The organism is Pseudoduganella lutea (genome assembly GCF_004209755.1).
Lineage (GTDB): Bacteria > Pseudomonadota > Gammaproteobacteria > Burkholderiales > Burkholderiaceae_D > Rugamonas > Rugamonas lutea.
The window spans coordinates 5,901,686-5,927,175 of record NZ_CP035913.1 but is presented as its reverse complement, the minus strand read 5'-3'; the positions used below and the strand labels follow the sequence as shown (position 1 = coordinate 5,927,175).

Genomic DNA, 25,490 nt, shown 5'->3' with positions numbered 1-25,490 from the left:
TTCTCCTTGAATGCTTTCTGTGATGGTCAGGCTTCGCCGAGCAGGCGCTTGAACATGTCCTGTTGCCGCCGCACCTGCTCCCGGCCATCCACCTCGAACGCATCCTCGATGTGGCGCTGGCCTTCGTACTCGCTCGACAGGTGGCCCTGGTAGCCGCCCTCGATCAGCACGGGAATGATTTCCTCGTAGGGGATGGCCGGCTCGCGGCCGCTGTCGTCGATCTCGTAGAACTTGGCGTGGATGTTGAAGATCCACGGCATGAATTCGAGCATGCGGCGCGGATTGCTCCAGATGTTGTGGCGCAGCGTCTCGGCCATCTGCAGGTCCACGGCATTGCCGCCCAGCTTGCGCACGTCCATCAGCACGTAGTCGGCCAGCACGCGCGCGGCATGTGCCTCGAGGATGTACTCGACGATCTTCGGCGTGGCGCCCAGGCGCAGGAAGCGGTCGCGGAAGACGGGCGGGTAGTTCTTCGTGTACATGCCCATGTCGGGCACGTAGCCCACATGGTCCGACCCCGTGGCGCGCGTCAGTTCCGTGTAGCGCAGGATCCACGGGTGGTCGAAGTGGAACGGCGAATGCACCTCGATGCCCATGCGCACGTCGAGTTCCTCCGCCAGCGGCACGCAGGCCACTACCACTTCCGGCGGCGTGTTGACGATCACGCGCACGTTGCGGCAGCCGAGCCGCTTCGCGAAACGCAGGTCGCGCTTGAGCGACGTGACCATTTCTTCGAAGTTCAGCTTGCGGTCCTTGTAGAGCTTCACGTCCAGGAACATGTCGTGGCATTGCGCATAGGCGCCGTGGCGTTCGAGCGAGTCGAACCAGCCGTCGATCTGCGCCTGGGGCACGTCGGGGAAGCCGGTGAACGACTGTTCGCTGACGACTTCGATGCCGCGCGCGCCCAGGCTGGCGGCATGGGCGATGCAATCGTCCAGCGTCATCCTGCGCAGGAAGGTTTCGTACTGGTAGCTGTACAGCGAGACGCCGCGCTTGATGTCGTGGGGTGTGGTCATGGTGGTCCTTTTCAGAATTTGGGTTGCAGGAGTCCCTGGCCGGGTCGGGCCATGTGATTCGTGTGGAAAACCGGGCGTTCCGCCGCCGCGGCGCGGCACCATGCAGCGGGTGCCGGACGCCCGTAGAGGGTCGCGCTAGGAGAACGCGCCGGACACCGCCGGCGGGCGCCGCAGCCGCAGCAGGCAGGCGCCGATCGCGCAGATCCCGGCGATGATGCCGAAGGCGAGGAATGCCGCCTGCAGGTCGCCGACCATGCCGCGCATCGCGTTGACAGCCGCCGGCGACAGGAACTGGGCGACGAAGAACGAACTGGCCCACAGGCCCATGCCCTGGCCGCGGTGCTCGAACGAGAATTTGCCCTGCGTCCAGGCGATCAGCGCCGGCACGATGATGCCGTTGGCCAGCTGCTGCACGAAGGCGAAGGCCAGTGCCACCTTGTAGTCGGGCGCGAGGCCGATGCCGCCCAGCCCGATCGCATAGCACAGGAAGACCAGGAAGATCTGCGCGCCGGCGCCAAAGCGCGTCGTCAGCTTGAACACCACGGCGCCGATCGGCACGCCGATGCTGGGAATGGCCATCCACAAGCCGATCGACTTCGGATCGCCGATGCCCATTTCCTTGAGCAGCAGCGAGAAATTGATGACCTGCACGTAGTAGATCGTCGACAGCACCACCGTGACGCCGCACACCAGCAAGGCGACCATGTACGGGAAGGGCGTGGCGGGCGGGCTGCCCGCCGCCCGGCCTGCGCTTTTCGCGCGCGGCGCTGGCTCGTACAGGTAAGCGAGGCTGGCCAGGAAGATCGGGATCGCCACGCCATACACGAGGAACGGGAACTGCCAGCCCTGCGCGGCAAGGAAGCCGGAAGAGGCGATCGTCAGCGTGCCGAGCATGGAGCCGACCACGCCCTGGATCATCAGCCAGCGGTGCCGCGCCTGTTCATCGAAGTAGTCGGCGAGCAGCGTGTTGACGACGGTGAGCACGCCGGCTTCGCCGATGCCGATCACGAAGCGCCCCGCCACCACCGCCCAGAAGTTATCGATGAAGAAGGGCATCAGGCCGCCGCAGCCGTAGAAGGCCATGGCCCACAACAGCAGCTTGCGGCGCCCGAACCGGTCGGCAATCATGCCGGCCGCCGGCGCGAACAGCGCGATGCAGGCGCTGGGGGCCGTGATCAGCAGCGGCACCATCAGCTTTGCGTTCGGCACATCGTGGAAATGGGCCAGCAGCGTGGGCAGCGTGGGCGCCAGGGCGATGATCGCCATCACGGGCAGGAAGCCCGAAAACACCAGGATCCATCCCTGGCGCCAGTCGGCCTGGCGGACTGCTTGAGGACCGTTGTTCTGCATCTTCGTCTCCATCGTTGGTGTACGGCTCTGCGGCCGTTCGAACTGGTTAAAAATCAGAATTCGAATTATGATATCGCTTAATCCTGGCTTTTCCCATCAAAAAGTTTATCCACGCTACCGGATTGTATGGATAGCAGATATCCAAAACTTGAATAGCCACCCGGCCGGGCCACCGGCCCGTTTGTCGCTATATTCGGAGCACTTTTTCCACCCGTTCGCGCACTGGAGATGCAATGCGTTTCAACAAGCTCGACCTGAACCTGCTGGTGATCCTCAATGCCCTGCTCACCGAGCGCAACATCACGCACGCGGCCGAGAAGGTCTTTCTCAGCCAGTCCGCCACCAGCAGCGCGCTGGCCCGGCTGCGCGCCTATTTCAACGACGAACTGCTGGTCGCGGCCGGCCGCCAGATGATGCTGACACCGCGGGCGCGCGACCTGGTCGAGCCGGTGCGCGAGGTGCTGATGCGCATCGATACCACGATCGCCGCGCAGCCCCGGTTCGACCCGGCCAGCGAAGCGCGCGACGTGATCCTGCTCGTGTCCGACTACACCACGGCCGTGCTGGTGCCGCCGCTACTGGCCGCCCTGTACCGCGAGGCGCCGGGCCTGCGGCTGCACCTGCGCCACCAGCACGACAAGCCGGCCGACCTTCTGGAGAAGGGCGACGCCGATTTCCTCGTGATCCCGTCGCAATACCTGTCGAAGGAACATCCATCGGCCGCACTGTTCGAGGACGACTACCTGTGCGTGACGTGGGAAGGCAACAGCCGGGTGCGCGAACGCCTGACCTTCGACGATTACCTGGCCTGCGGCCACGTGGCGGCCGCCTTCACGACCGGCAAGCCGCTGGCCAGCTTCGATGGCTGGTTCATGGAAAGCTTCGATGTGAAACGCCGCGTCGAAGTCACCGCGCCGACGCTGACCGCCCTGCCCTCGCTGGTGGTCGGCACGGACCGCATCGCCACCGTGCACCGGCGCATCGCGCTGCAGGCGCAGCAAACGCTGCCGATCCGCGTGTGGGAACCGCCACCGCGCATCCCGCGCCTGGTGCAGATGCTGCAATGGCACAAGCACCGCAACAACGACCCGGCGATCCGCTGGATCCGTGAACGGATCATCGAGGTCGCCGCGACCGTCTAGAAAAACCCGCGGCGCCCGGTGGGCGCCGACAACCTGGAAACCTGCAATGACCGATACCGTTATCGCCGCGGAGGGCAGCGCTTTTGCCGCGGCAGCCTCCTTTACCCCGCGCCGCCGCACGCTGGCCCTCGTGGCCGTGGCCCTTGCCTTCGTGATGGACCTGCTCGACACCACCATCATCAATGTCGCCATCCCGTCGATCGAGTCGGGCATGGGCGCCAGCAAGGCGGCGCTGGAATGGATCATCGCCGGTTATGCGATGGCGTTCGCGGTGTTGCTGATCGTCGGCGGGCGGCTCGGCGACAGCCTTGGCTACCGGCGCATGTTCCTGGCCGGGATCGCACTGTTTACCTTGACGTCGGTGGCCTGCGGCCTGGCGCCCGATGCGCTGGCCCTGCAGGTTGCCCGGCTGCTGCAGGGCGCCAGCGCGGCGCTGATGGTGCCGCAGGTGATGGCGCTAGTGCAGGTCATGTACCCGCCCGAACAGCGCTACAAGGTGTATACGGTGTTCGGCTTTCTCGGCGGCTTTTCCGCCGCGCTGGGCCCGATCGTCGGTGGCCTGCTGATCGATGCGAACTGGTTCGGCCTGGGCTGGCGGCTCACCTTCCTCATCAACCTGCCGATCGGCCTGTTCAGCCTCGCCGCCGGCTGGCTGTTGCTACCGCCCGGTCGCGGCGTGAACGCCAGCCGCATCGACGCGGCTGGCGCCGCATTGTCCGTGCTCGTGCTGTTCGCCCTGCTGGCACCGCTGATCGAAGGCCCCGCGCGCGGCTGGCCGGTTGGCCTGGTCGCGCTGCTGGTCGCCACCGTGCCGCTGGCCTGGGGCACGGTACGCTACCTGCGCTGGCGCCAGGCCACGCGCGGCAATGCCCTCGTCGACCCGGCCCTGCTGAAGCGCCGCAAGGTGGCACTGGGCTTGCTGTGCACCTTGTGCATCAACCCGATCCTGCCCGGCCACCTGCTGGCCATGACGTTCGTGCTGCAGTCCGGCCTGGGACTGGGTGCCGCCGAGATGGCCTATGCGTGCGCGCCGATCGCCGCCGGCGCGATGGGGGCCATCGTGCTGCTTGGCCCGTGGCTGTTCCGCCGCCTCGGCGTGCGGGTGATGATGATCGGGATCGGCGTGTCGTGTGCGAGCCTGCTGCTGGCGGCGTGGTCGGTGCATGGTGGGCAGCTGGTCTATCCGGCGCTGCTGCTGGCGCAGTTCGGCATGGGGCTGGGCATGGGCCTGTGTGGGCCGCAGCTGTCGAACGCGACCTTGCAGGATGTGCCGATCGCCGACGCCGGCGTGGCCGCCGGCCTGTTCACCGCCGTGCAGCAGATCGCCGGCGCGGTGGGCGTGGCGCTGACGGGATGGGTATTCTTCCACGCAGCCACCGCGGGCGGCAAGGCTGCAGGGTATGCCGATGCCTACCTGTACGCCGCGCCGTTGCTGTGGGCGCTGCTGGCGGCCGCGCTGTATTTCACGGTGCGTCTTGCCCGCGTGATGCCGGCCACGGGACAGCGGCCGGCATCACGCGGGCATTGAGCTTCTTGCGAGGCAAGTGTCAGCCTCAGGTGCCTGTGGACGACAATGGCCGCATCGCCGGGGACATGCGATCGACCGGCAGCCCCGCCCTGCATCGACATGCCCGGCGGATCGAAGAAGCTCAGACGTCGATGATCTCGATGCTTTTCCGCAGGACCGTCAATTTGTCCGCGCTTGCCGAAGGCATCCATTCGTGGCTGACGAAACCGGTGAAACCCTGCTCGGCGATGACACGCGCGACGTGTCGATAATTCAGTTCCTGTGTCTCGTCGATCTCGTTTCGCCCGGGCACGCCGCCCGTATGGAAATGGCCGATCCACTGCATGTTGGCACGCAGGAAGTTCGTGATGTTGCCGTCCATGAGCTGGGCATGGTAGAGGTCGACCAGCAACTTCACGCTTCGCGAATTGACCTTGCTGACCACATCCAGTCCCCAGGACAAGTGGTCGAACATGCTGCCGGGTGAGACAGGCGGGCCGCCGCTGTGGCCCGAATTGATATTCTCGATCGCCAACGTGACGCCACGTTGTTCCGCGTGTGCGCTGACCCGGCGAAGGAAGGCCAGCGCATTGCGCTTGCCTTCTTCATGACCGATGGCGCCACGCTCGCCGCAGGTCAGGATGATGTTCGGGATGCCGTGCATGGCAGCGGCATCGATCCGGTCGCGCAGCGCCGCCTCGAATACCCCGCCCTGGTCCGGCGTGCCGATCGCATTCCAGCCGGGAGGGCCTGCGGGCGCTCTCCCGAGACGGGACAGTCCGCCGCCATGATCCACCCGCAGCATCGTCATTGTCAGTCCATGCTTCTTCAGCAGTGGCCAGTCGGCGGGATTACTGACGAAATCCAGGCCTTTGATCCCGAGCGCGACGGCCATCCTGCACGTGTCTTCGAGATCGGCATTGAACAGGTGCGGTGTCAGGCCCTGGCGCAGCCTGCCGCGCAGTGGCGGAAAGGACGGGTAAGCGTGGGCCGGTCCTGTCGGAAGGAGCGTGGCCGCACTGGACGCCGCCAGTAGCGCCAAGAATTGCCTGCGGTGGGAACTGACGGATTTCATGTGACGACTTCTCCAGGTTGCTGAACATTCGGAACCGCCATCGCGGTCCCACAGCGAACGCGATGCTCTCCGGTCGATGCGGCACGCGATTGCGGTTTCGCACACTGATTATAATTAGAATTCTACTTATATTTCGCTGACAAATCTGCGAAAGCCAGGCGGCTAGCGGGTGAACGTTTTTACCGCTTCGGCTTGAACAACAAGAATGCCAGCATCATGTCGGACAGGTCGTCGAGCAGCTGGTTCCAGCTGCCCGCCTCGTCCAGTCGGCCAATGCTGTCCAGGCCCAGGAAGCGGGCCTGCGTCGCGTAGATGAGCAGCATGCCGGTATCGACGGCGCGGTCCGGGTGGGGATGGCGGATCTCGTCGCGGCACGCCTGGATCAGGCGGATGAACTTCGCATGGTTGTCCAGCGCCGCTCTCTTGCCCGCCGCGCCGATCACGGGATCGGTCGAGCCGCGCAGCATGAACGAACGCAGCACGCTGGCGTGTTCCTTCAGCAGGTTGCCGAGACCCGCCACCACGGCCGGCACGACCTGCGCGAGTCCGCTCGCCTCGGCGGCGATGCGGTCCGCTTCGGCGGTGAACTGTTCGGCGAGGTTTTCCAGGAAACGCACCTGCACCACGCGCAGCAGTTCGTCCTTGCCGTCGACCCGGCCATACAGCGACCCGGTCGACACGCCGGAACGCTGGCAGATCTCGGCCAGCGTGATCTGGTCGTACGCGCGCTCGCCCAGCAGTTCAATGGTGGCGACGATGATACGCTCGAAGGATTCGCGGCTGCGGCCCTGCTTGGGCACGCGGGCATGGGCACTGATGGGCGGCATGGGACTCGCGGGAGATGAATGTTGAGAGGAAGCGAAGCAGAGAGGGATTATAACCAGAACTCCGGTTATGAAGTAGCGCCCTGACCTGCGGTGTGCCGGGCAGGCAATCGAAACGGCGGCAATCGGCAACGGGGCCAGGGCCGGTAATTGGCCCCGATGGCGTTCTGTTAACTCGACATACTGATGACGGCCGCGCCGCTGGTGTCGGACACCTGGGCGCTGCCGCCGTCGATCGCATCAAACGCCGCCAAGTCAACGGCAATCGTGGACGAGCAATAAGTCGGCCACAAAACGACCAGGTTGGATACAAACCATAGAGTCAGCTACAGAGCGGCGTTCGATCTGACAGACTGGGCTTGCCCGGACAGCAGCAAAGCTTATACACTGAACTATTACGACCGGCCGCTTTGTGCTGTGGATTGAAGCGGTGATTGGTTCTCGCATCCGTCGCAGGAAGTGTCTGTCAATGCGCCTGAAGCCCAATTCAACGAATAACAGCGGGGTAAAGTGGAGTATCTGTTGACGTATCGATCCGCCGTCACGGAAGACTGGCCGGTGATCGAGTCGCTGCTGCTGGCATCCAGTCTGCCACTTGACGGCGCCCGCGATCACCTTGAGGACTTTCTTGTCGGCGAAACCGGAGGCGCGACGTGTTGCGTGGGTAGGTACGAACGTTACGGCGACGTAGCGTTGTTACGGTCTTTGGCGGTGACTGAACGAATGCGCGGACAGGGCTTAGGCAAGCAGCTGCTGGATGCCATCAAAGCGCGAGCACGCAGCCACGGCATCGATCGTCTGTACCTGCTCACTACAGCGGCCGCGGACTTCTTTTCGCAGCATGGTTTCTCCTCAGTAGAACGCTGTTGTGCACCTGCCGCGCTGCACGCATCCCACCAACTCCAGGGCGCTTGCCCTGCTTCAGCTACGTTGATGATCGCCCGGCTGGGCTTGCCATAGCACTTCGCACACGTCCTGGATGGAAGCCTGCTTCGGGGCGAAAGCAGACTTCGGGTGGTCGTATGTCAGGCAGAAACAATAGCAGGCTCCACTATGCAGGCAACGTTGCGGGAATATGGGGCAGCCCTGCGCGGCGCCTGTCACCGGTTTTGATTGCCTGACCCCATGCGTCAGCCGGCCAGCCCCAGCGCCTTGCGCGCCGCGTCGAGCGAAGCGGCATCGGGCAGCGTGGGAAAATACTCCAGCCCGATCTCGCCGCGATAGCCTTCCTCGCGCAGGGCCGACATCACCTGCGTCCAGTCGATCGATCCCGTTCCCGGCTCGTGGCGGCCGTCCGTATCGGCGACCTGCACGTGGCCCACCAATGCGATGCGACCCTTGATCGCGGGACCGAGCGCCTCGTCCGTCTGCGCGGAGTGGTAGACGTCGGCCAGCAGGCGCAGTGCCGGGCTGTCGACGGCCGCGACGATATCGAGGCCGCGGCCGATCGTGTCGACGAACATGCGCTGTCCGCCGACGACCATGTACACGGGTTCGAGCCACAGCATCGTGCCCGACTGTTCGGCCAGTGCCGCGGCGCGCTTGAGTACCGCGACCACCGCGTCGAACTGGTCCTGTTCCGGCACACCGGCGCGCGTAAAGCCGGAGGCGACGATCATCGCCGCGCCATCGAAGCGCCGGGCGATGGGAATGGCGTCCGCTATGGCCGCCAGCACGGCGTCGTGGTCGGCCGGATCGGCCAGGCTGCGGCGCGGGTCGACGCAGAAACTGCGCAGGCGGACGCCGGACTCGCGCAGGGCCGCCTCGATCGCATCAAGCGGCTTGTCGCGCCACAGGTGGCATTCCACGGACTTCACGCCCGCCGCGCCGGCGGCGCGGATGCGCGCCGCCAGGTCGGTGCCGGCGTCGGCAAACATCCATTCGATACAGGCTGCAAGTTGCATGGTCATTTTGCTTTCAGGTGAGTGACAGTGATGGCCAGCGCGGCGGCGGCGCAGAGCGCGCCCACCACGGCCACGCTGCCGAGGAAAGTGAAGCCGAAGCCGCCGATCAGCGTCAGCAACGGCGGGCTGAGGAACTGGCCCAGGAAGAACGCCCCGCCCCACAGCCCCATGCCGCGGCCGCGGTGTTCGAAACCGTAGTGATGCAGCGCCCACGTGACGAGCACGGGCAGCATGAGCCCACCGCCCACCTGGCCCAGCGCATCGAGCGGCAGGCCGGTGAACAGGTTTGGCGCCCACGCCACGCCGAGGTAGCTGACGGCATAGAACACCAGCACGACGGCCATCCACATCGTGACCGACATGCCGGCGAAGCGCTTGAACAGGTAGCCGCCCAGCACGGTGCCGAGGCTGGCGACGGTCGCCAGCACGCTGATACGTTCCGGTGATGCCACGCCCATGTCGGCGAAGATGCGCCCGTGCTGCACGGCCTGCACGAAGAACACCAGCGCGAACAGGATCGTCACACCGCACACCAGCAGCGACACGCGCCAGGGAAACGGCGTTGCGGCCGGACGCGCCGCACCGGGCGCCGCCCTGCGGGGCTCGGCGCACACGAAGAACGCCAGCGCGAACACGGCGAAGCCGCTCAGGTACAGCAGGAACGGGTAGCGCCAGTGCATGCCGGCCAGGAAGCCCCCGGACAGCAGGATGGCCGAGCCGATCAGCGGCGCGAACATGTTCTGGTAGCCCAGCCACTTCTGCCGCTGCTCGCCTTCGAAGTAGTCGCCCATCAGCGCGTTGCCCACCGTGAGGATGGCCGCTTCGGCCAGGCCCACGATGACCCGGCTGGCGACGATCAGCAGCAGGCTGTCGAACAGCATCGGCGCAAGGCCCAGCAACGCAAAGGCGAACAGCGACACCAGCAGCAGCCGGCGCCGCCCCCAGCGGTCGGCGATGGCGCCCATGAACCCCGAGAACAGGGCCACGCACAGCGACGGGACCGTGATGATCATCGGCACCAGCAACTGGACGTTCGGCACCGCGGAAAACTGCTGGAACAGCTGCGGCAGGCCCGGCACGAGCGCGGCCAGCGCCAATGTCGGCATGGCCATGATCGCCATCAGCGCGATGCCCTGCGCCGTGCCGGCCTGGCGCGACGACGCTGCACTGCCGGCGGCGGCGCCGGCCGCGTGGGTGGTCTGGTGCGGGTGCATGGCGGCTCCGGGTCAGCGCTGCGCGTGGGCGGGCACCGGCTCCAGCACGTTCTGCCGGTACCAGGCGTTGAGCATCATGCCGGACGCGATCGGCTCCGGTCCCTTGTCGCTTTCGACGACGACCCAGCCGGCGTAGCCCAGTTCACGCATCGCCGCCAGCAGCGCGGGGAAGTCGACCAGGCCCGTGCCCATCTCGCCGAACCAGCGCGGCACCTCGCGCTCGCCGCCCGCCGCGATCATCGCCCGCTCGGCGTTCGCCAGGCGATACTCGCCCAGCGTGTCGACCGCCAGCGCATCCTTGAAATGGAAGTGCACCACGCGCTGGTGGAAGCGGCGGTACAGCGCCACCACGTCGTGCCCGGCGATGGTCAGCTCCGCGGTGTCGATCGCCAGGCCGACATGGTCGCTGTCGCACAGCTGCAGCAGGCGTTCGAATTCACCCACCGTGCGCAGCGCGGACAGCGCATCCACGTGCAGCGCCGTCTTCAGGCCAAGCGACGCGGCCATGGCGCCGACCTCGTTCCAGCACGCCGCGGCGGCGGCCATGCGTTCGTCATCGAGCCCGCCCTCCTTCCAGAACGACGGGAATGGCCGTACCACCAGCACTTCGCCGCCCAGCTCGGCCAGCATCGCCGCATGGATGCGCGCCTGCGCCACGATGCGGGCACGGTCGGCGGGCACGGTGCTCATCAGGCCGAAGTGCAGTTCTTCAAAGCTCATCACGGTGGGATCGAAGAACGTGCTGGCCACGCGGTGGATCCCCAGTTCCGCCAGCTTCAGGCGGAAGTGCGCCGCGGAGCCGTAGTTGATGGCGACGTTTTCCGGTCGCCCGATGGGATCCCAGCGCCCGCTGCCGGCGTTCAGTTCCACCGCATCGAAGCCGCAGGCGGCAGTCACCTTCAGAGCCCGTTCGATTTCCTCGAGCCGCGCGAAGCTGGTGAAGCCGGCCTTCCACTGGTTGACGCCATATGCCCATTTGATCCGCTGATTCATGCCTTTGTCGTTCATGCCGTCACCTCACGCGTAGATTTTCTTCAGCACGTGCTGGATATACCAGGCCGACAGTGCCGTGCTTTCGGGGTAGTTGCCGCCGCCGACATCGGCCTTGTCGTGCTCGACGCCGACCCAGCCCTCGTAGCCGCATTCCTTCATCGCCGCCATCAGCGCAGGGAAGTCCACCAGGCCGCCCGGCGTGCCCATCTCGTGGAACCAGCGCGGCGTGGTCGGCGCCATCACTTCGGCATCGGGCTTGCGGCGGTAGTCGCCCGCCAGGTCCACATGCTTCGTGTCCTTCATGTGGAAGCCGCCGCAGCGGTCGTGGAGCTTCAGGTACAGGTCGATGGGGTCGACGCCGGCGATCACGTGCTGCGCCGTGTCCAGGCACAGGAACACGTAGCGGGGATCGGTCCATTCGTAGAACTTGCGCAGCTGCTCGGCGGAGCGGATGCCGCAGAAGAACTCGTGGTGGCAGCACGTCTTGACGCCATACTCCAGCGTCATCTTGCCGACCCGGTTCCACAGCTCGGCGCAGGCACGCAGCTTGTCGTCGGTGACCGGTTCCACGTCGTAGTACAGGCCGGCCGGCATCACGATGAAGTTCTCGACGCCCAGGCCCTGCGAGGAACGCATGATGTGCTGCGCGTAATTGAAGATGTGGTCGTGCGTGGCGCGCACGTGCGGCGCGCTCTGGCGCTCGTCGTACATCACCGCATGGAACAGGCTCAGTACGCGGTCGATGCCACGCTCCTGCATGAAGGCGCGGGCCTCCTCCAGCGAGCCGAACAGCTCGCGCAGCGGACCCAGGTGGAAATCGAACGTTTCGATCGCTTCGAAGCCGATCGCCGAGATCTGCTTCAGGAAGGCGTCGAAGCGCTTCACGGACGTGTATTGCGACAGCTGGCCCTGCGGTGTATCGATGCGCCAGTGGTCCATGTAGGCCCAGCGCAGTTTTTTATCGGTCGTCATCTCCCGCCTTTCAATCATTGGAATTGGAATGTTGGTTATAAATCTGGTGTGTCGAAGCCTGGCCGAACGTCAGGTAGGCCAGCATCATGTCGCTCAGGTCCCGCAACAGCGCCTGCCACTCCGCTGCGCCGAGCTGGCCGCTGACGTTGTCCAGCCCCAGCGAGCGCGCCTGCGCGGAATACACCAGCAGCATGCCGCTGGCGACGGCGCGTTCGGGCTGCGGGTGGCGGATCTCGTCCACGTGCCGCATCAGCAGCGCGGAAAAACGCGCATGATTCTGCTGCGCCGACCGCTTGCCCACTTCCTCGATCGCCGGATCCGTCGCGCTGGCGCGCATGAACGCACGCAGCACGCCGGCGTTCTCGTCGAGCAGGTTGCCCAGCGCACCCACCACGGCCGGCACGGTATCGGCCAGGCCATGCGAGCCGCGTGCAATGCGCACGGCGTGGGCCTCGAAGCGCAACGCCAGCTCCGCGAGGAAGCGCACCTGCACGGCACGCAGCAGGTCGTCCTTGCCGCCGACCCGCCCATACAGCGCGCCGGTGGACACGCCGGACCGCTCGCAGATTTCCGCCAGCCTGATGTCTTCATAGGACCGCTCGCGCAGCAGCCCGATGGTGGCTTCGACGATGCGCTCGAACGAACGCTGGCTGCGGTCCTGTTTTGTCGGACGCACGTGGGGGTCGATGGCATGCATGGAATTTTCCCGTGCGTCAGATGCGCCCGGCCTTGATCTGCGCCACCGCGTAATCGACCGCGCGTGCCGTCAGCGCCATGTAGGTCAGCGACGGATTGACGGTGCCGGCCGAGGCCATGGCCGCGCCATCGGTGACGAACAGGTTGTCCACGCCATGCACCTGGTTGTGGGCATTGAGCACCGACTCCGCCGGGTCGTGCCCCATGCGCGCGCCGCCCATCTCGTGGATCGACACGCCCGGCATGGTCCGCACGGGAATCAGCTGCACGCGCTCGGCGCCGGCCGCTTTCAGCATCTGCTCGGCCTGTTTACCGGCATCGACAGCCATCTTGCGCTCGTTCTCGCCGTAGGCCACGTCGAAGCACAGTTGCGGCAAGCCGTAATTGCCGGGCTTCTTGTCGTTCAGCGTCACGCGGTTGTTCACCTGCGGCAGCTGCTCGCCGAAGGCGCCCAGGAAGGCGACCCACTTGCCGGGACGGGCGATGTTGTGCTTCATGCCGGCGCCGAAGTCGTCCGTCAACGCGGCCGTGTTGGTCCAGTCGTCGCGCATGGCGCCACCCTGGAAACCATAGCCGCGAGTGAAGTCGGCGTCCTCGTCCTGCCGGCCGAGATTGCGAAAGCGCGGGATCAGGATGCCGGTGGCACGGCGGCCCTTGTAGTTGCGGTCCTCGAAGCCCTTGATTTCGCCGAACGCGGCCACGCCATGGTGGTCGACCAGGTAGCGCCCCAGCTTGTCGCTGTGGTTGCCGATGCCGTTCGGGTTCGCCTCGCTGCGCGATTGCAGCAGCACCTGCAGCGTGCCGTAGGTGGAGGCGCACAGGAAGATCACCCGCGCCTTGAACGTCATCTTCTCGCCGCTCTTCGCATCGATCACGCGCACGCCGGTGGCGCGCTTCGTTTTCGGGTCGACATCGATCGCTTCCACCACGCTGTCGGTACGGACCGTCAGCCGGCCAGTCTTCTGCGCGGCCGGCAAGGTCGAGCTGAGCGAGCTGAAATACGCGCCGAACGAGCAGCCGCGGTTGCAGATATTGCGGTTCTGGCACGCCCCGCGGCCATTGTGTTCCACGGTGAGATTGGCGACGCGGCCGATCGTGACGCGGCGCTCCTTCCAGCGTGCTTCGATGCGCTCCTTGAGCGCGCGCTCCAGCGCCGTCATCTCCATCGGCGGCAGGTACTCGCCATCGGGGAAATGTTCCAGCCCTTCCGGCTGGCCGCTGACGCCGATGAACCGTTCGACGTGGCTGTACCACGGCGCCAGGTCGGCATAGCGGATTGGCCAGTCGTTGCCATGCCCGTCGCGGGCATTGGCGAGGAAGTCGTCGTTGCCCCAGCGGTAGGATTGCCGGCCCCACGTCAGCGATCGCCCGCCCAGCACATTGGCGCGGTGCCAGCGGAACGGCTTGACCTGCTCATAGGGATTCTCCCGGTCGTTGATCCAGTAATGGCGGTTGGCCCAGCTGAACGCGCCCCGCTCGATCTTGCTCTGGATCTCGTAATCGCGCGCATGCAGCTCGCGTTCCGGCAGGCCGCCGTTGGGCGCCTGCCATGGCGGCGTGAACTCGTGGATGTAGCCGGTCTGATGCTCGATCTTCGCGCCCCGTTCCAGCACCAGCACCTTCAGCCCCTTCTCGGTCAGTTCCTTCGCGGCCCAGCCGCCGGTGATGCCCGAGCCGATCACGATGGCGTCGAATTGCGCGCCCTTGTCCTTGTCCTTGTCCTTGCTCATGGCGGTCCTCAGATGACGACCTGGTAAGGCCAGGTCTTGATGTCGACATTCGATTCGAACTTGCCTGGCACCGGCAGGTAACGTAGTTCCTGGTTGCTGCCCGCCTCGGACGTGAAATAGCCCAGCACGACCAGGTCGCGCAGGCGCAGGTAGAACGGCGCCTTCGGATCGAGGATGCGGTCGGCCAGCGAGAACGTGCGCCCGCCATAGGGGCTGGCCGCGCGCAGCGCCTGCAGCAGTTCGGCGCCCTGCTCCGCCGTGCATTCGGCGAAGCCGCGCTGCCAGCGCTGGCGGGCACTGTCGTCCAGGCCTGCCAGGCCGGCGCGGAACAGGGTCGCCTCGTCGTCGGTCATCCAGTTCGACACGAGCGCGCCGATGAACTGCGGTACACCGGCCTCTCTTGCGCCGGGCGTGTCGGTCGTGGGGATGATCACCTGCGCCGCGGCCGACAGGATGGCGGCTTCGCCCGCGCTCAGGCCGGGCCGCACGGTCGCCGCTGCGCCGGCCGCCTTCAGCGCCGCGGCGGCCGCGGCACCGGTCCAGGTGGTGGCCAGCGTGGCCCCGGCCAGCAGCGCGGCAAGCACGTCGCGGCGCGACACGCCTTCTTTCGCGGCGGCTGGGCGTTGCCGGTCGAACCGTATTCTGTTGATCGTCATGGCGCGCCCCTCACGCTGCAAAGGCCGGCTTGCGAACGCCGACCACCTGCTCGGCCAGCGTGCGCAGGCTGGCGCTCACTTGCGCATCGGTGCACTGGCCATCGCCATCGAACAGTTTCACGCCGGCCGTATTGAGCGTGACGCCCAGCGGCGTGGGCCAGCCGCGCAGCGCGTGCACGATCGAGCGCATGGCCGCCAGCGTGGTGTTGCAGCCCTGCCAGCCCGCCGCGGTGACGATGCAGCCGACGGGCATGCCGTCCAGGTACACGCGTTCGTCGGCGCGCAGGTCTTCCAGCAGGTCGATGGCATTCTTCACGAGGCCGGACACGCCGCCGTGGTAACCGGGCGAGGCGAAGATCACCGCATCGGCGCGGCGCACCGCTTCGACCAGCGCGCGCTGGCCTTCCGTGCGATCGCTCAGTTCGGGCGCATAGCCGGCCAGCGACGCCAGCGCCTCGCCGCCGAACAGCATGGTCTCGGCGCCCAGCTCCTCGGCATGGCGCAAGGTCGAGCGCAACGCGCTTTCCGTGCTGGAACCGGGGCGGGTGGTGCCGCCGACGCCGACGATGAAGGGTGCCCTGCCGCTGGCGCGGGCCTGGTTCGTGTACTGGTTCATGGTGTGTCTCCCTGTAATGTGATGGATACCGACAGCGGCAGGTCGGCGCTGGAATGACCCACCAGCAGGTGGACCGGGCCTTCCAGCGTTTGCCAGGCGCCGCGCCACACTTGCATGCGGCGCAACGGAATGGCGATGACGACATTCGTGGCCACACCCGGCTCCAGCCAGGCCTTGGCGTAGCCGACCAGCGTCAGCTCGGGTTCGGTGCGATAGACCTGCACGACTTCCGCGCCGGCCCGCGCACTGGTGTTGCGCAGCGTGACAGTCACTTCGCAGCCGTCGCCGGCCAGCCGCACGCCGGCATCGCGCAGGTGGAACTCGGCATAGCCGCGCCCGCCGCCGAACGGCTGCCGCGGTGCGGTGCCGCGCGCCGCCAGGCCCCGGTAGCCGAAACGCACGCCGTCGCTGTAGGGCAGGTCGCCCTGCGCGTCCGGCTGCAGCGACAGGGCCGGGTAATCGCCGTCCTCGCGCGCGATCGTGACGGGCATGCGGCCGCCCGGCTCGCGGTCGCCGGCCAGCACCTGGGCCAGCGCCGTGCCGAATTCCTGTCCCGGGTACCAGCAGTGCAGCACCGCCCTCGCGCGGGTTTCCCAGCGTGTGTCGAACGCATGGCCGACATTGGTGACGACGACCGTGTGCGGATTCGCGGCGCATACTGCTTCGATCAGGGCGACCTGCTCGGCCGGCAGGCACGTATCGGCGCGGTCCTTGCTCTCCACGCTGGCATCGGACGTTTCGCCGACCACGAGGATGACGACGTCGGCATCGCGGGCCGCCTGCACCGCGGCGGTCAACATCGCTTCGGCCGTTCCCGGGGCACGCACGCCGTACCACAGGCCCTGGCAGCGGGCCGGCGTATAGCGCAGTTCCACCACCACTTCGACCGTGCGGCCCGCCTCCAGGTGGATGGCGACGCTGTCGGCATCGCCGCTTTTCAGGCGCCCCATCACGTCGCCCGGCGCCAGCTGTTCGTCGCGGCGGAAGACTTCACGGCCGTCGACCAGCAGGCGCAGCGCACCGGTGCCGCCCACATGGAAACGGTGCTCGCCCGCTTCGGTGACGGTGAACAGGCCGCTGGCACGCGTTCCCGCGGCGGCCTGGAAGGCGCCCGCTTCATGCACGCCGTGGAACCAGGTCAGCGAATTGGTATCGCGCGTTTCGCTCAGCACCGGAAGGCCGGCGAAATCGGCATTGTCGAAATAGTCGATCGTCATGCCGCGCGTGCAGCCGTCGTCCAGCGGGCGCGCGGGCCGCACGGGCATGCGCGGCAGCCTGGGTTGCGGATCGACGCCCGGCGCATAGCCGGCAATGGCGTCGCCGAAGCGCGCCCGCAATGCATCGATGGGCAAGACCGCGTCTTCCTTGACGGCGATCCTGGCGAAGGTGCCCCCTGGAAGCAGGGCGCGCTGGCGTTCGGGCCGATCACGGCGATGCGCTGCTGGCGCGCCGGGTCGAGCGGCAGCAAGCCGCCTTCGTTGCGCACCAGCGTGAAGCCGGCGGCGGCCGCCTCGACCAGCAGGTCCGTGGCCGCTGCATCGTCGACAGGCTGCCCCTTGCCTGCGCCGAAGCGCTGCGCGGCGGTCGCAACGCGCTGCGCCGCGTCCTGCAGGCGCGCCAGCGGCACCTGCCCTTCGGCCACGGCGCCGGCGCTGCGCGCGCCCAGGAAGCGCGCCGGCCCCGGCATTTCCAGGTCCAGGCCGCCGTTCAGCGAGCCTACCGTGGAATGCGTGCCGAACCAGTCGCTCATGAACACGCCGGGGAACCGCCATTCCTCCTTGACGATGTCGCGGATCACGGGCCCCGCCTCCGCGCACCATTGCCCGTTGATCCGGTTGTAGGCGGTGAGCATGCCGGCGCAACCGGCCTGCGCCGCCATCTCGAACGGCAGCAGGTACACTTCGCGCAGCGTGCGCTCGTCGACCACGGCGTTCATGACGTCGCGCGCCGTCTCGCTGTCGTTGCAGACCAGGTGCTTGGCCACCGCGCCGGTGCCGACCGACTGGCAGCCCTGCACCCAGGCCGCGCCCAGCGTGCCGGTCAGCACCGGATCTTCGGAAAAGTATTCGAAGGCGCGGCCGGCCAGCGGGCTGCGCGCCATGTTCAGGTTCGGCGCCAGCATCAGATCCACGCCGCGGCGGATGGCTTCCCCGCCCACCAGGCGCCCCACCCTGCGCACCAGTTCCGGATCCCAGCTGGCGCCCAGCGCGATGGGCGCCGGCGTCAGCAGGGAAATGTCGCGTTCGTCGATGCGGGCGCCAGCCACGCCCATCGGCCCGTCCGCCATCGACAGCGACGGGATGCCGGCGTCGGGAATGGCCGGCGTGGTCCACATCGTCGCGCCGGCGGTCAATGTCGCCATCTCCGCGACGCTCAGCTCTCTCGTCATGCCTGTCTCCTCGCGCTACTTTTTTATGTCTATGGATTATTTGAATGCCGGCAGTACTTGCTCGGCCAGCAGGCGCAAGGTCTGGTCCGCATAGGCCAGCCGCTGCGCCGTCAGCGGCCCGGTCACGGTGCCGCACAGGATGTTGCCGATACCGACTTCCTCGTAATCGCGCAGCTTGCGGATCACGGTTTCCGGGCTGCCGTACAGGCACCAGGTGGCCATCCATTCTTCGGTCAGCGCACTGTTCGTCCGATCGGTCTTCTTGTTCGCGTCGTCCGCCTCGGCCTTGGCATTGAAGGCCGCTTCGCGTTCGATGGCTTCCTGGTACGCGGTCAGGATTTCCATGACTTCGCGGTGCGCCTGCTCGTCGGTCGGCGCCAGGTGCACGCACTGGTAGCTGTGCGTGGTCCACGACAGCGCGTCGGCCACGGTTTCTGCCGCATGGCCGGCGGCAAGCAGCTGCTCGTGATAGCTGCTGAAATACTTCTTCACATGGCTGAGGGGCTCGGTGCCGCCGATCTTCGGCGGCGTGAAGGCGGGGATGAAGGCGGGCCAGCCATTGACGGCGGCGCGCGTGGTGCTGCTTTCCTTCATCGCCACCGGCATCAGCCGCGCATGCTTCTGGCCATACGGCGCCGGCGCGATGCGCTGCAGCACGCGACCCTTGTGGAACCCGTCGAGTTCGACCGGTGCGTCGTCGACGGTCTTCGTCCACAGTGCTTCGGCTGCCTGCAGGTTCTCTTCCGCGATGCGGCCGGCGTCCTTGTAATTCACGCCGAAGCCGATCATCTCTTCCGGCGTGGTGCCCGAACCGATGCCGACCAGCAGCTTGCCCTTCGTGAGGTGGTCGAGGATATTGATGCGCTCGACGAAACGCACCGGGTGGTGCAGCGGCACGGAGGTGACGGAAAAGCCGAAATGCATGGCCGGCAGCTTCGCGGCCAGGTAGGCGGCGAACATGTAGCTGTCGCTGGCCACCGGCATGTAGCCGTTGAAATGGTGGTCCGGCAGGAAGATCGCGTCGAAGCCCAGCTCCCCGGCCAGCAAGGCATGCCGCTCCAGGTCGATGATCAGCTGTTTGTCGGCGTCGGCGCTCATGGTGCGCGCATTGAGGAAGACGGAGAAGCGCATGGTGATTCCTTACAGGTTGGTGGGCCGCGTTATTTAGAATAGTAATTCTGATTATGTTATGGCCGCGGCTTGGCCAGGTCAACCAAAGATTGCGCGCGGAGGTATGGATTGGATGGATACCTGGAATTCAGCGGACCGGTGAGGCAGCGGACTGGTGAGTCAGCGGGCAGGTATCTTGCGGGACCGGGCGACGGCCTGGCGCATCGCTGGCGAATGAAGGGAATACAGCTGCGGGCGTGGGACCGGCGGCCCGGCCACGCCCGCCGCTTACCGTCAGTAGGACAGCACCAGCAGCGATACCGCCTGGCGCGGCAGCTGCATGCGCAGCGTGGCGGCACCGTCGCGTACCGTCACGGTGGACGGCTTGGCCAGTTGCGCCAGGCCGCCCGCCTTCTGCAGGGCGGCGATTTGCGCCGCCGTCGGGCTGGCCGGTGAGCCCATGCGCTTCCATGCCGTGTACGAATTGCTGTGCTCCTGGTCGATGCGGTAGTGGCGCACGGTGGCGCGCTTCGCCGGGATGCCGGTCAGCTTCACCTCGACCGGCGAGCCGGCGTCGATGATGTCGTTGTCGTGGTAGTTCCAGACCATGACGGCCACCTGGCGCCCTTCCCTGCTGGCCAGCGCGTTCACATCGGTGCGGGCACCGCGCACGCCTTCGCGCTGGATGCTGTCCGCGTCATGGGCCCCGTCGCCGCCGACCTTCAGCCGCGCACCGCGCATCATGCCCAGCATGCGGAACACGTTCAGCACGGGCTTGTCCACGCCATTGGTGGCCAGGTCGCGGTATCCGGCGAACCACGGCTGGTCCTCGAACAGGAACGACCAGTTGACCGCGCCGATCAGGTTGGTGCCGCGGCGGTCGGCCAGGTCGTACAGGCGCGCCACCGAGGCGGCCGTGTAGCTGGCGTACAGGGTGCCGTTGCGGTAGGCGTTCTCGGGGTTCGTCTGCATGCCGCAGGCGGCGCAGCCTTCCGGGTCGGATTCGCCGATGATGACGGGGATCCCCTTCAGCTCGGGGTACTTCGCCACCATTGCGAAGCCCCGGTCGAGATTGCGGAAGTGCGTGTCCATGCCCATCTGCACGACGTTGTCGACGACCTTCGGTGCGCCCTTCGCATGCCACGCCACGAAATCGAGGGGCGAGCCCTTCTTGCCGGTGGCGTGGTTTGTGCCATGGAGGGCGTGCTTGAGGAATTCTTCCATGAAGTCCCCGGCCACGGCCGTGTGCGGGCCGCCGAACCGCGCGGTCGGCAACGCGCGCTTGACCGCATCGGCCGCATGGTCGTACATCTTGAAGTAGGCCTGGCGCCGGTCCGGGGCGATCAGGTAGTGGCCATCCGGCTCGTTCCACACTTCCCAGTACCAGCTCTCGACTTCGGCCTGGCCATAACGTTCGACGCAGTGGCGCACCCACTGGTAGATCAGCTCGGACCACTTGGCGTAATCCTTGGGCGGGTACGCCCATCCGGTCATGATCTCCTCGTAGCGCACGCCCGGTTTCCACTGGTGCTGGTAGGGTTCGGGCTTGGGCGACAGCGCTTGCGGCATGAAGCCGATCTGCGCCAGCGGCTTCATGCCACGCTCGACATAGGCGTCGAAAATGGCATCGACGATCTTCCAGTCGTAGACGGGATTGCCGTTCGCATCCTCGCTGTACATGCCGGTCGAACCCCATTTGAGCGCATGGCTGCCATCGCCGGAGGTCATCAGGTTGTGGGCACGCACATACACCGGCACCGGGCTCAGGGCGGCAAGGTCGGACAGCAGCTTCTTGCCGTTGGGGGTCGTACTGTAGTTTGGCTCGTCGTAGCCGAACCAGGCCCAGAACGGCGTCATGGGGCCGGTCTCGGTGCGCGTGTCGACGGTCAGCCGGACGGTGCCCGCAGCGGGTGCCGGCGTGGGTGGCGCGGCGGCGGCGGCGAGTGGAAGCAGGCCGGCGGCCAGGCAGGCGCCGGCGAAGAAGCTTTTCATGTGACGGGTCTCCAGTTTTTTGTTGTTCGCCGAGTCTAGGCGAAACCAACTGGCACGACCAATCACGATTTTTTCGAATGCGATATCAATTTGTCACCGGCAGGCGCAGCTCCACCACTAAGGCCCGGCCCGTGTCCGCCGTGGGGTCAACCCCAAAAGTGGACACGGGCTCAGCTCTATCTGGCGACCGTAAGGTCGAGCCCGTGTCCGAAAATGGGGTTGACCCCAGGGTGGACACGGGCTCGGGCTTAGCAGTAGCTCAGCGCGTTGTAGATGGTGCGGCGGGTGTCTTCGATGCGGCGGCGGCCGTGCATGACGCGGGCGTTGTCGATGACGACGATGTCGTTGTCGCGCCACCCCACGTCGACGGTGTGGCGCTGGCAGACTTCGTCCAGCGCCGCGCGCATCGCTTCGGGCAGCGGCGTGCCGTCGGCGAACGTGATCCTGGGGCGCTCGTAGTTGAACGACGGCCCGAAGATGCTGTTGGCGAACGCCGGCAGGCCGGGGCTAAACGGCGAACGTTCCAGGATCGACGGCGTGCGGAAGCTGTACGTGACCGAGTGGTCCTCGTTCAGCTCGACCTGCGTGTTCACGTTGCCGTCGACGAGCGCCAGCATGCGCTCGAAGCAGGTCTGCGTGTCGACTGCTTCCTGGCCCGCATCGGAAGCGTGCCGCACGTAGTTCTTCCACAATGCCTCGCCGACGCTGCGCGTGTAGACGATATCCTGCGCCCGCAGCGCCGCGCGCATTTGCGGCGACAGGTCGCGGTACACAGCGGCACCATCGCAGACGGTGGTTTGCGATCCCACGGCAGGCGCCTGCGTGCAGAAGAACCAGCACAGGTCGGGCCAGAACGGGCTGTTGCCGTTTTCGCAGTGCAGGCCGATCGCATCGCTGCCAGCGTCGACCTTCTGCGCCAGCACCTTGCCATCCTTGTCGTGGAACTGGCGGGCCGGATCGAGGCTGATGCGGCTGCTGTGGGCGCGCACCAGATCCGAGAAGCCCTGCACATCGCACGGGAAGCCGCGCAGCACCACATAACCGTAGCGGCCCAGCCACTCGGCCAGTTGCGCCTTGTCGATCGACGCCAGGGCCTCGCCGGCCTCGCCTTGTACCACCAGTCCCGCTTCGCGGGTATGAACTGCAGTTTGCACGTGTTTCTCCAGAAATCCAGATTGATGAGAATTGGTAAGGCGGCGATCACGCTGCCATCGGGGTGGCCGCACGGCGCTCGCGGACGTGCCGCTCGACATCCTGGCGGCGCGGCCGGCCCGTGACGGTGAACAGGCTGGCGCGCAGCGCCGGCGAATCGGTGTCGAACACGAAAGTGGCGGCGCGCTCGACCCCGGAGAGCCAGCGCTGGCCATGGCGTTCCAGTTCGCGGCGCAGTGCTTCCTGGTCGGCGCCGGCCTCCGTCAGCACATAGGCCGACAGTGTTTCCTGCCCTTCGCCCAGCAGCACGATGTCGCGGACACCCGCCACGCTGCGGTACGACGCCTCGGCCGGTTCCGGCGACACGTTGCGGCCGTGCGCCGTGATGATGAGGTTCTTCTTGCGGCCGATGATCGTGATGAAGCCATCGGCATCGATCTCGGCCAGGTCGCCCGTCCACAGCCAGCCGTCGGCATCGGTATGGCAGGCGCTGGGATCGCTGCCGCTGTAGCCGGCAAACAGCGAAGCGCTGCGCACGCCCAGTTCACTGTCCGGGCCCAGCTTGACCGCCACGTGCGCCAGCGGCTTGCCGACGCTGCCGATGCGGTTCTCGGCCCGCGTGTTCCACGACACGACGGAACTGTTCTCGGACAGGCCATACCCTTGCAGCACCGTGATGCCGCGTTGCGCCAGCCGCCCGATCGTGGCGGCGGCGACAGGAGCGCCGCCCGCCGCGATCAGGGGCGCGGTCGAGCGGCCGAACAGCGCCTCGCACAGCGATTCGGCATCCAAGTCCGGCAGGCGATCCGCGGCATTGGCCAGCGCCTCCACGAGCGATGGTGGCAGCGTCACGGCGCTGGGTCGTGCGCGCCGCAACAACGAGAGCTTGTCGGCGGCCACGGCCCCCGGATCGCCCAGCGGCGCTTCGCCGACCGGCGGCAGCACGACGGTGCCGCCGGCCGCGAACGGCATGTACAGCGCCGTCACCTGTTCGATCAGGAGGCTGAACGGCACCAGGTTCAGGTAGCGCGTGTAGTCGTCCCGCGTGGCATGCCGCCACAGCGATGCGAGCAGCGCATCCAGGCCGTTGGCACGGATGCGCACACCCTTGGGCGCGCTCGTCGTGCCGGACGTGTGGATTACCTTGCAGACGCGGTCCGCCAGCGTGCCGACGGACAGCGCCCGGGTCGTTGCGACAGCGCCGGCGTCGATCAGCCGGCCGATGGACAGGCACGGCACCGATCCGAACGCCTGCGGCGCATCGGCGCGCCATGCCTCGAAGCGGCGCTGGCCTTCATCGTCGGTGAGCACCACGCTGCACGGCGCCAGCAGGTGGGCGGCCTGCTCCGCGCTGAACGCCAGCGGCACCGGCACCTCGACATGGCCGCCCATCAGCAACGCGAGGTCGGCCTCGATCCATGCGATGGAGTTGGCAGCCACCAGGCCAACGGTGCTGCCTGGCGCGCACCGGGCGGCAAGCGCCGCCGCCAGCGCATTGCACTCCTGCCCCAGCGTGCCGTAATCGACGACACGGCCTTGCGACACGGTACCATCCAGCTGCACGATCGCCACGTCGGCGGCGCGTTCGCGCATCATGGCGCGGATGCTGTCGATGAAATGCTTCATGCCGCCACCTCCATCGCCGGCTTCGCCGAGGCGGCGCCATCGTTCGCACTTTCGCCAGCCAGCAGATGCTGGTTGTAGCGGCAGCTGACGGTATCGAAATATTCGCCCAGCGTGTCGACGCGGATCACGCCCGTCATTGGCCGGGTGTCGTAATACGTTCCCCAGTTCACGCCGCGCACGAACGGCAGCCTGTCGGGATCGGCCTCCGCGAGCGGATGGAACTGGAGTTTCATGGCTTCGAAGCAGCGCCGCAGCTTCGTGGTGACGGTGCATACCACGCCGCGCAGCCCCATGTACCAGCAGACCAGCGGCATCACGCGCATCAGTTCCGTGCCGATCGTGGGCTCGATCGTGGCCAGCGTCGACACCTCCGCGACATCGCGCCGCGCCACGTTGCGCTGGAACAGGCCGGCCAGCGCCTGTTCCACCGGCGCATCCATGTAGTGCTCCGAGAACAGCGGCGCCCTGCCGGCAAACGACAGGCCCGCGCAGGCGATGGCGGCGCCGGTCGCCAGGTCGATGCAGACGATGAAGCGGTGCGGGCTGGGCGCGGTGGTGGCGCCATAGGCGCGCAGGTAGACGGCCCGCGCCAGCTCGACGGCGGCGCCGTAATGATGGTCGTCTGGACCGACCAGCTTGAAGACGAGGGAACGACCGTCGAGGTCAAGCTGGAACGCGAGGCCTCCGGCTGTCGTGGGTGCCGCGGCGGAAGCCGAAGCGCTTGCGGATTGGATGTGCACTACGTTGTCGCTGGCTGCTGGTGTATTCATGTCGTTCCCTGATGTGCAAGATGTCGCTGGAGAGAAGTGGACGAACAGGCCTCCGTCCCGGCTCGGTCGTGAAATCACAACCAACGCAATGCATGGTATAGAACGAATGTTGGACAAACTGAGCGGATGTTTCGCAGATTTGTATCGCTTCGTCGGGGCATCGCGACGTTATCTGCGGCAATAGCCGCGCGTTCCAGCCAGCTTTCCCGGGCGGATCACCGCCCCAGCACCACCCTCTGTACAGGTCAGGATATGCGCCACCCGACGGCCGCCGCTACCGCCGGCCCGCACCGGCGAGACGGCACGCATGCTCACTGCCAGATCCCGATGCAGACGAGTTGCGACACCGCACGCGTCAAGGATCGTCCCTCCTTGCCCATTCAGCCTGCCCCTCGCGAAGCCAGCGTCGACCGTGCAACCAGGTGCGGCTCGCGCAGCACTCCAGACCGTGCTCGCCACGACGAAGCACTTTCGAACGAAAGTAAATGATACAAATCGCAAGAATACAACAGTCAATTCGAAAAAACGTAAGAAGCTTTGTCTCATATCGCAATTCGCTATAGACTCAAAATCACTGTTTTCCGAGGCGTTTTCCAGCGGTTTTCGATATATCGGCATCGAAAGTGATGCAAGGCAAAGTGACACGATACGAAATCAAACGAAAGCGCCGCCGATCGGGTGCCCGCCAGTCCGAGCCTGGCTGGCAAGCTGGTGATCACGACCGGGCGTCTCTTCCGTTCACCGGTATTGCCCTGC

General features: G+C 66.5%; 22 protein-coding genes. 3 read left to right on the top strand and 19 right to left on the bottom strand.

The window, feature by feature from the left end; all coding sequences use genetic code 11:
• Positions 1-26: 26 nt before the first annotated feature.
• Together EWM63_RS25100 and EWM63_RS25095 are read right to left on the bottom strand one after the other, a co-directional pair.
• On the bottom strand, positions 27-1,016 hold the full coding sequence (locus EWM63_RS25100) for a sugar phosphate isomerase/epimerase family protein (protein ID WP_130188961.1): 990 nt from the start codon (positions 1,014-1,016) through the stop codon (positions 27-29).
• 135 nt (positions 1,017-1,151) lie between these two features.
• Positions 1,152-2,366, bottom strand: a complete 1,215-nt coding sequence (locus EWM63_RS25095; RefSeq protein WP_165390916.1) for an MFS transporter — start codon at positions 2,364-2,366, stop codon at positions 1,152-1,154.
• Positions 2,367-2,599: 233 nt separating this feature from the next.
• On the opposite strand from EWM63_RS25095, the gene EWM63_RS25090 reads away from it, so the two are divergent.
• Positions 2,600-3,508 (top strand): LysR family transcriptional regulator, encoded by a 909-nt coding sequence (locus EWM63_RS25090; RefSeq protein ID WP_130188959.1) that lies wholly within the window; start codon positions 2,600-2,602, stop codon positions 3,506-3,508.
• Positions 3,509-3,554: 46 nt separating this feature from the next.
• Positions 3,555-5,036: an MFS transporter gene (locus EWM63_RS25085; protein ID WP_130188958.1), complete on the top strand. Its 1,482-nt coding sequence runs from the start codon at positions 3,555-3,557 to the stop codon at positions 5,034-5,036.
• A 121-nt stretch (positions 5,037-5,157) separates the two neighbouring features.
• Here the strand turns inward: EWM63_RS25085 and EWM63_RS25080 are convergent, their stop codons facing one another.
• Positions 5,158-6,090 (bottom strand): TIM barrel protein, encoded by a 933-nt coding sequence (locus tag EWM63_RS25080; RefSeq protein WP_130188957.1) that lies wholly within the window; start codon positions 6,088-6,090, stop codon positions 5,158-5,160.
• Between the two features lie 179 nt (positions 6,091-6,269).
• Positions 6,270-6,917: a TetR/AcrR family transcriptional regulator gene (locus EWM63_RS25075; protein ID WP_130188956.1), complete on the bottom strand. Its 648-nt coding sequence runs from the start codon at positions 6,915-6,917 to the stop codon at positions 6,270-6,272.
• 519 nt (positions 6,918-7,436) lie between these two features.
• Between EWM63_RS25075 and arsN2 the strand changes: the two genes are divergently transcribed.
• On the top strand, positions 7,437-7,874 hold the full coding sequence (gene arsN2 / locus EWM63_RS25070) for an arsenic resistance N-acetyltransferase ArsN2 (RefSeq protein WP_165390915.1): 438 nt from the start codon (positions 7,437-7,439) through the stop codon (positions 7,872-7,874).
• A gap of 170 nt (positions 7,875-8,044) precedes the next feature.
• Here arsN2 and EWM63_RS25065 read toward each other — a convergent pair whose 3' ends face one another.
• The 15 genes from EWM63_RS25065 to EWM63_RS25000 all read right to left on the bottom strand — a co-directional run bounded on the left by EWM63_RS25065 (position 8,045) and on the right by EWM63_RS25000 (position 24,734).
• Positions 8,045-8,818: a sugar phosphate isomerase/epimerase family protein gene (locus EWM63_RS25065; protein ID WP_130190606.1), complete on the bottom strand. Its 774-nt coding sequence runs from the start codon at positions 8,816-8,818 to the stop codon at positions 8,045-8,047.
• Between the two features lie 2 nt (positions 8,819-8,820).
• Positions 8,821-10,032, bottom strand: coding sequence for an MFS transporter (locus EWM63_RS25060; protein WP_130188954.1), 1,212 nt, complete (start codon positions 10,030-10,032; stop codon positions 8,821-8,823).
• 12 nt (positions 10,033-10,044) lie between these two features.
• Entirely contained in the window at positions 10,045-11,040 is a 996-nt protein-coding gene (locus EWM63_RS25055; RefSeq protein ID WP_130188953.1) for a sugar phosphate isomerase/epimerase family protein, read from the bottom strand.
• A gap of 9 nt (positions 11,041-11,049) precedes the next feature.
• Positions 11,050-11,997 carry a sugar phosphate isomerase/epimerase family protein gene (locus tag EWM63_RS25050; RefSeq protein ID WP_229487499.1) on the bottom strand — a complete coding sequence of 316 codons (948 nt, stop codon included), beginning with the start codon at positions 11,995-11,997 and terminating at the stop codon, positions 11,050-11,052.
• A 10-nt stretch (positions 11,998-12,007) separates the two neighbouring features.
• Positions 12,008-12,694, bottom strand: coding sequence for a TetR/AcrR family transcriptional regulator (locus tag EWM63_RS25045; protein ID WP_130188952.1), 687 nt, complete (start codon positions 12,692-12,694; stop codon positions 12,008-12,010).
• Between the two features lie 16 nt (positions 12,695-12,710).
• Positions 12,711-14,423, bottom strand: coding sequence for an FAD-dependent oxidoreductase (locus EWM63_RS25040; protein WP_130188951.1), 1,713 nt, complete (start codon positions 14,421-14,423; stop codon positions 12,711-12,713).
• An 8-nt stretch (positions 14,424-14,431) separates the two neighbouring features.
• The gene (locus tag EWM63_RS25035) at positions 14,432-15,079 is read right to left on the bottom strand and encodes a gluconate 2-dehydrogenase subunit 3 family protein (RefSeq protein ID WP_130188950.1); all 648 of its coding nucleotides are present in this window, start codon (positions 15,077-15,079) and stop codon (positions 14,432-14,434) included.
• A gap of 10 nt (positions 15,080-15,089) precedes the next feature.
• Positions 15,090-15,695, bottom strand: coding sequence for an NADPH-dependent FMN reductase (locus EWM63_RS25030; RefSeq protein ID WP_130188949.1), 606 nt, complete (start codon positions 15,693-15,695; stop codon positions 15,090-15,092).
• Positions 15,692-16,912 (bottom strand): glycoside hydrolase family 3 C-terminal domain-containing protein, encoded by a 1,221-nt coding sequence (locus EWM63_RS32120; RefSeq protein WP_371861254.1) that lies wholly within the window; start codon positions 16,910-16,912, stop codon positions 15,692-15,694. Before EWM63_RS32120 ends, EWM63_RS25030 begins: the two co-directional genes overlap by 4 nt.
• Positions 16,909-18,084: a glycoside hydrolase family 3 protein gene (locus EWM63_RS32560; protein WP_229487498.1), complete on the bottom strand. Its 1,176-nt coding sequence runs from the start codon at positions 18,082-18,084 to the stop codon at positions 16,909-16,911. The genes EWM63_RS32120 and EWM63_RS32560 overlap by 4 nt, the downstream gene beginning before the upstream one ends.
• 36 nt (positions 18,085-18,120) lie before the next feature.
• Positions 18,121-19,215 carry an LLM class flavin-dependent oxidoreductase gene (locus tag EWM63_RS25020; RefSeq protein WP_130188948.1) on the bottom strand — a complete coding sequence of 365 codons (1,095 nt, stop codon included), beginning with the start codon at positions 19,213-19,215 and terminating at the stop codon, positions 18,121-18,123.
• A gap of 273 nt (positions 19,216-19,488) precedes the next feature.
• Positions 19,489-21,186, bottom strand: a complete 1,698-nt coding sequence (locus tag EWM63_RS25015; RefSeq protein WP_130188947.1) for a GH39 family glycosyl hydrolase — start codon at positions 21,184-21,186, stop codon at positions 19,489-19,491.
• Positions 21,187-21,434: 248 nt separating this feature from the next.
• The gene (locus tag EWM63_RS25010; protein ID WP_207221151.1) at positions 21,435-22,340 is read right to left on the bottom strand and encodes a TauD/TfdA family dioxygenase; all 906 of its coding nucleotides are present in this window, start codon (positions 22,338-22,340) and stop codon (positions 21,435-21,437) included.
• A gap of 46 nt (positions 22,341-22,386) precedes the next feature.
• Complete coding sequence (locus EWM63_RS25005; protein ID WP_130188945.1) at positions 22,387-23,964, bottom strand: AMP-binding protein; 1,578 nt, start codon at positions 23,962-23,964, stop codon at positions 22,387-22,389.
• On the bottom strand, positions 23,961-24,734 hold the full coding sequence (locus EWM63_RS25000) for a thermostable hemolysin (RefSeq protein ID WP_130188944.1): 774 nt from the start codon (positions 24,732-24,734) through the stop codon (positions 23,961-23,963). The genes EWM63_RS25005 and EWM63_RS25000 overlap by 4 nt, the downstream gene beginning before the upstream one ends.
• Positions 24,735-25,490: the final 756 nt, after the last annotated feature.

Coding starts and splice junctions, on each gene's coding strand:
- EWM63_RS32560 (WP_229487498.1), bottom strand. CDS start 18,084: ATGACGAGAGAGCTGAGCGTCGCGGAGATGGCGACATTGACCGCCGGC.
- EWM63_RS25045 (WP_130188952.1), bottom strand. CDS start 12,694: ATGCATGCCATCGACCCCCACGTGCGTCCGACAAAACAGGACCGCAGC.
- EWM63_RS25095 (WP_165390916.1), bottom strand. CDS start 2,366: ATGCAGAACAACGGTCCTCAAGCAGTCCGCCAGGCCGACTGGCGCCAG.
- EWM63_RS25075 (WP_130188956.1), bottom strand. CDS start 6,917: ATGCCGCCCATCAGTGCCCATGCCCGCGTGCCCAAGCAGGGCCGCAGC.
- EWM63_RS25090 (WP_130188959.1), top strand. CDS start 2,600: ATGCGTTTCAACAAGCTCGACCTGAACCTGCTGGTGATCCTCAATGCC.
- EWM63_RS25080 (WP_130188957.1), bottom strand. CDS start 6,090: ATGAAATCCGTCAGTTCCCACCGCAGGCAATTCTTGGCGCTACTGGCG.
- EWM63_RS25100 (WP_130188961.1), bottom strand. CDS start 1,016: ATGACCACACCCCACGACATCAAGCGCGGCGTCTCGCTGTACAGCTAC.
- EWM63_RS25015 (WP_130188947.1), bottom strand. CDS start 21,186: ATGAAAAGCTTCTTCGCCGGCGCCTGCCTGGCCGCCGGCCTGCTTCCA.
- EWM63_RS25060 (WP_130188954.1), bottom strand. CDS start 10,032: ATGCACCCGCACCAGACCACCCACGCGGCCGGCGCCGCCGCCGGCAGT.
- EWM63_RS32120 (WP_371861254.1), bottom strand. CDS start 16,912: ATGACGATCGACTATTTCGACAATGCCGATTTCGCCGGCCTTCCGGTG.
- EWM63_RS25020 (WP_130188948.1), bottom strand. CDS start 19,215: ATGCGCTTCTCCGTCTTCCTCAATGCGCGCACCATGAGCGCCGACGCC.
- EWM63_RS25065 (WP_130190606.1), bottom strand. CDS start 8,818: ATGCAACTTGCAGCCTGTATCGAATGGATGTTTGCCGACGCCGGCACC.
- EWM63_RS25005 (WP_130188945.1), bottom strand. CDS start 23,964: ATGAAGCATTTCATCGACAGCATCCGCGCCATGATGCGCGAACGCGCC.
- EWM63_RS25000 (WP_130188944.1), bottom strand. CDS start 24,734: ATGAATACACCAGCAGCCAGCGACAACGTAGTGCACATCCAATCCGCA.
- EWM63_RS25030 (WP_130188949.1), bottom strand. CDS start 15,695: ATGAACCAGTACACGAACCAGGCCCGCGCCAGCGGCAGGGCACCCTTC.
- EWM63_RS25050 (WP_229487499.1), bottom strand. CDS start 11,997: ATGACGACCGATAAAAAACTGCGCTGGGCCTACATGGACCACTGGCGC.
- EWM63_RS25055 (WP_130188953.1), bottom strand. CDS start 11,040: ATGAACGACAAAGGCATGAATCAGCGGATCAAATGGGCATATGGCGTC.
- EWM63_RS25035 (WP_130188950.1), bottom strand. CDS start 15,079: ATGACGATCAACAGAATACGGTTCGACCGGCAACGCCCAGCCGCCGCG.
- EWM63_RS25040 (WP_130188951.1), bottom strand. CDS start 14,423: ATGAGCAAGGACAAGGACAAGGACAAGGGCGCGCAATTCGACGCCATC.
- EWM63_RS25085 (WP_130188958.1), top strand. CDS start 3,555: ATGACCGATACCGTTATCGCCGCGGAGGGCAGCGCTTTTGCCGCGGCA.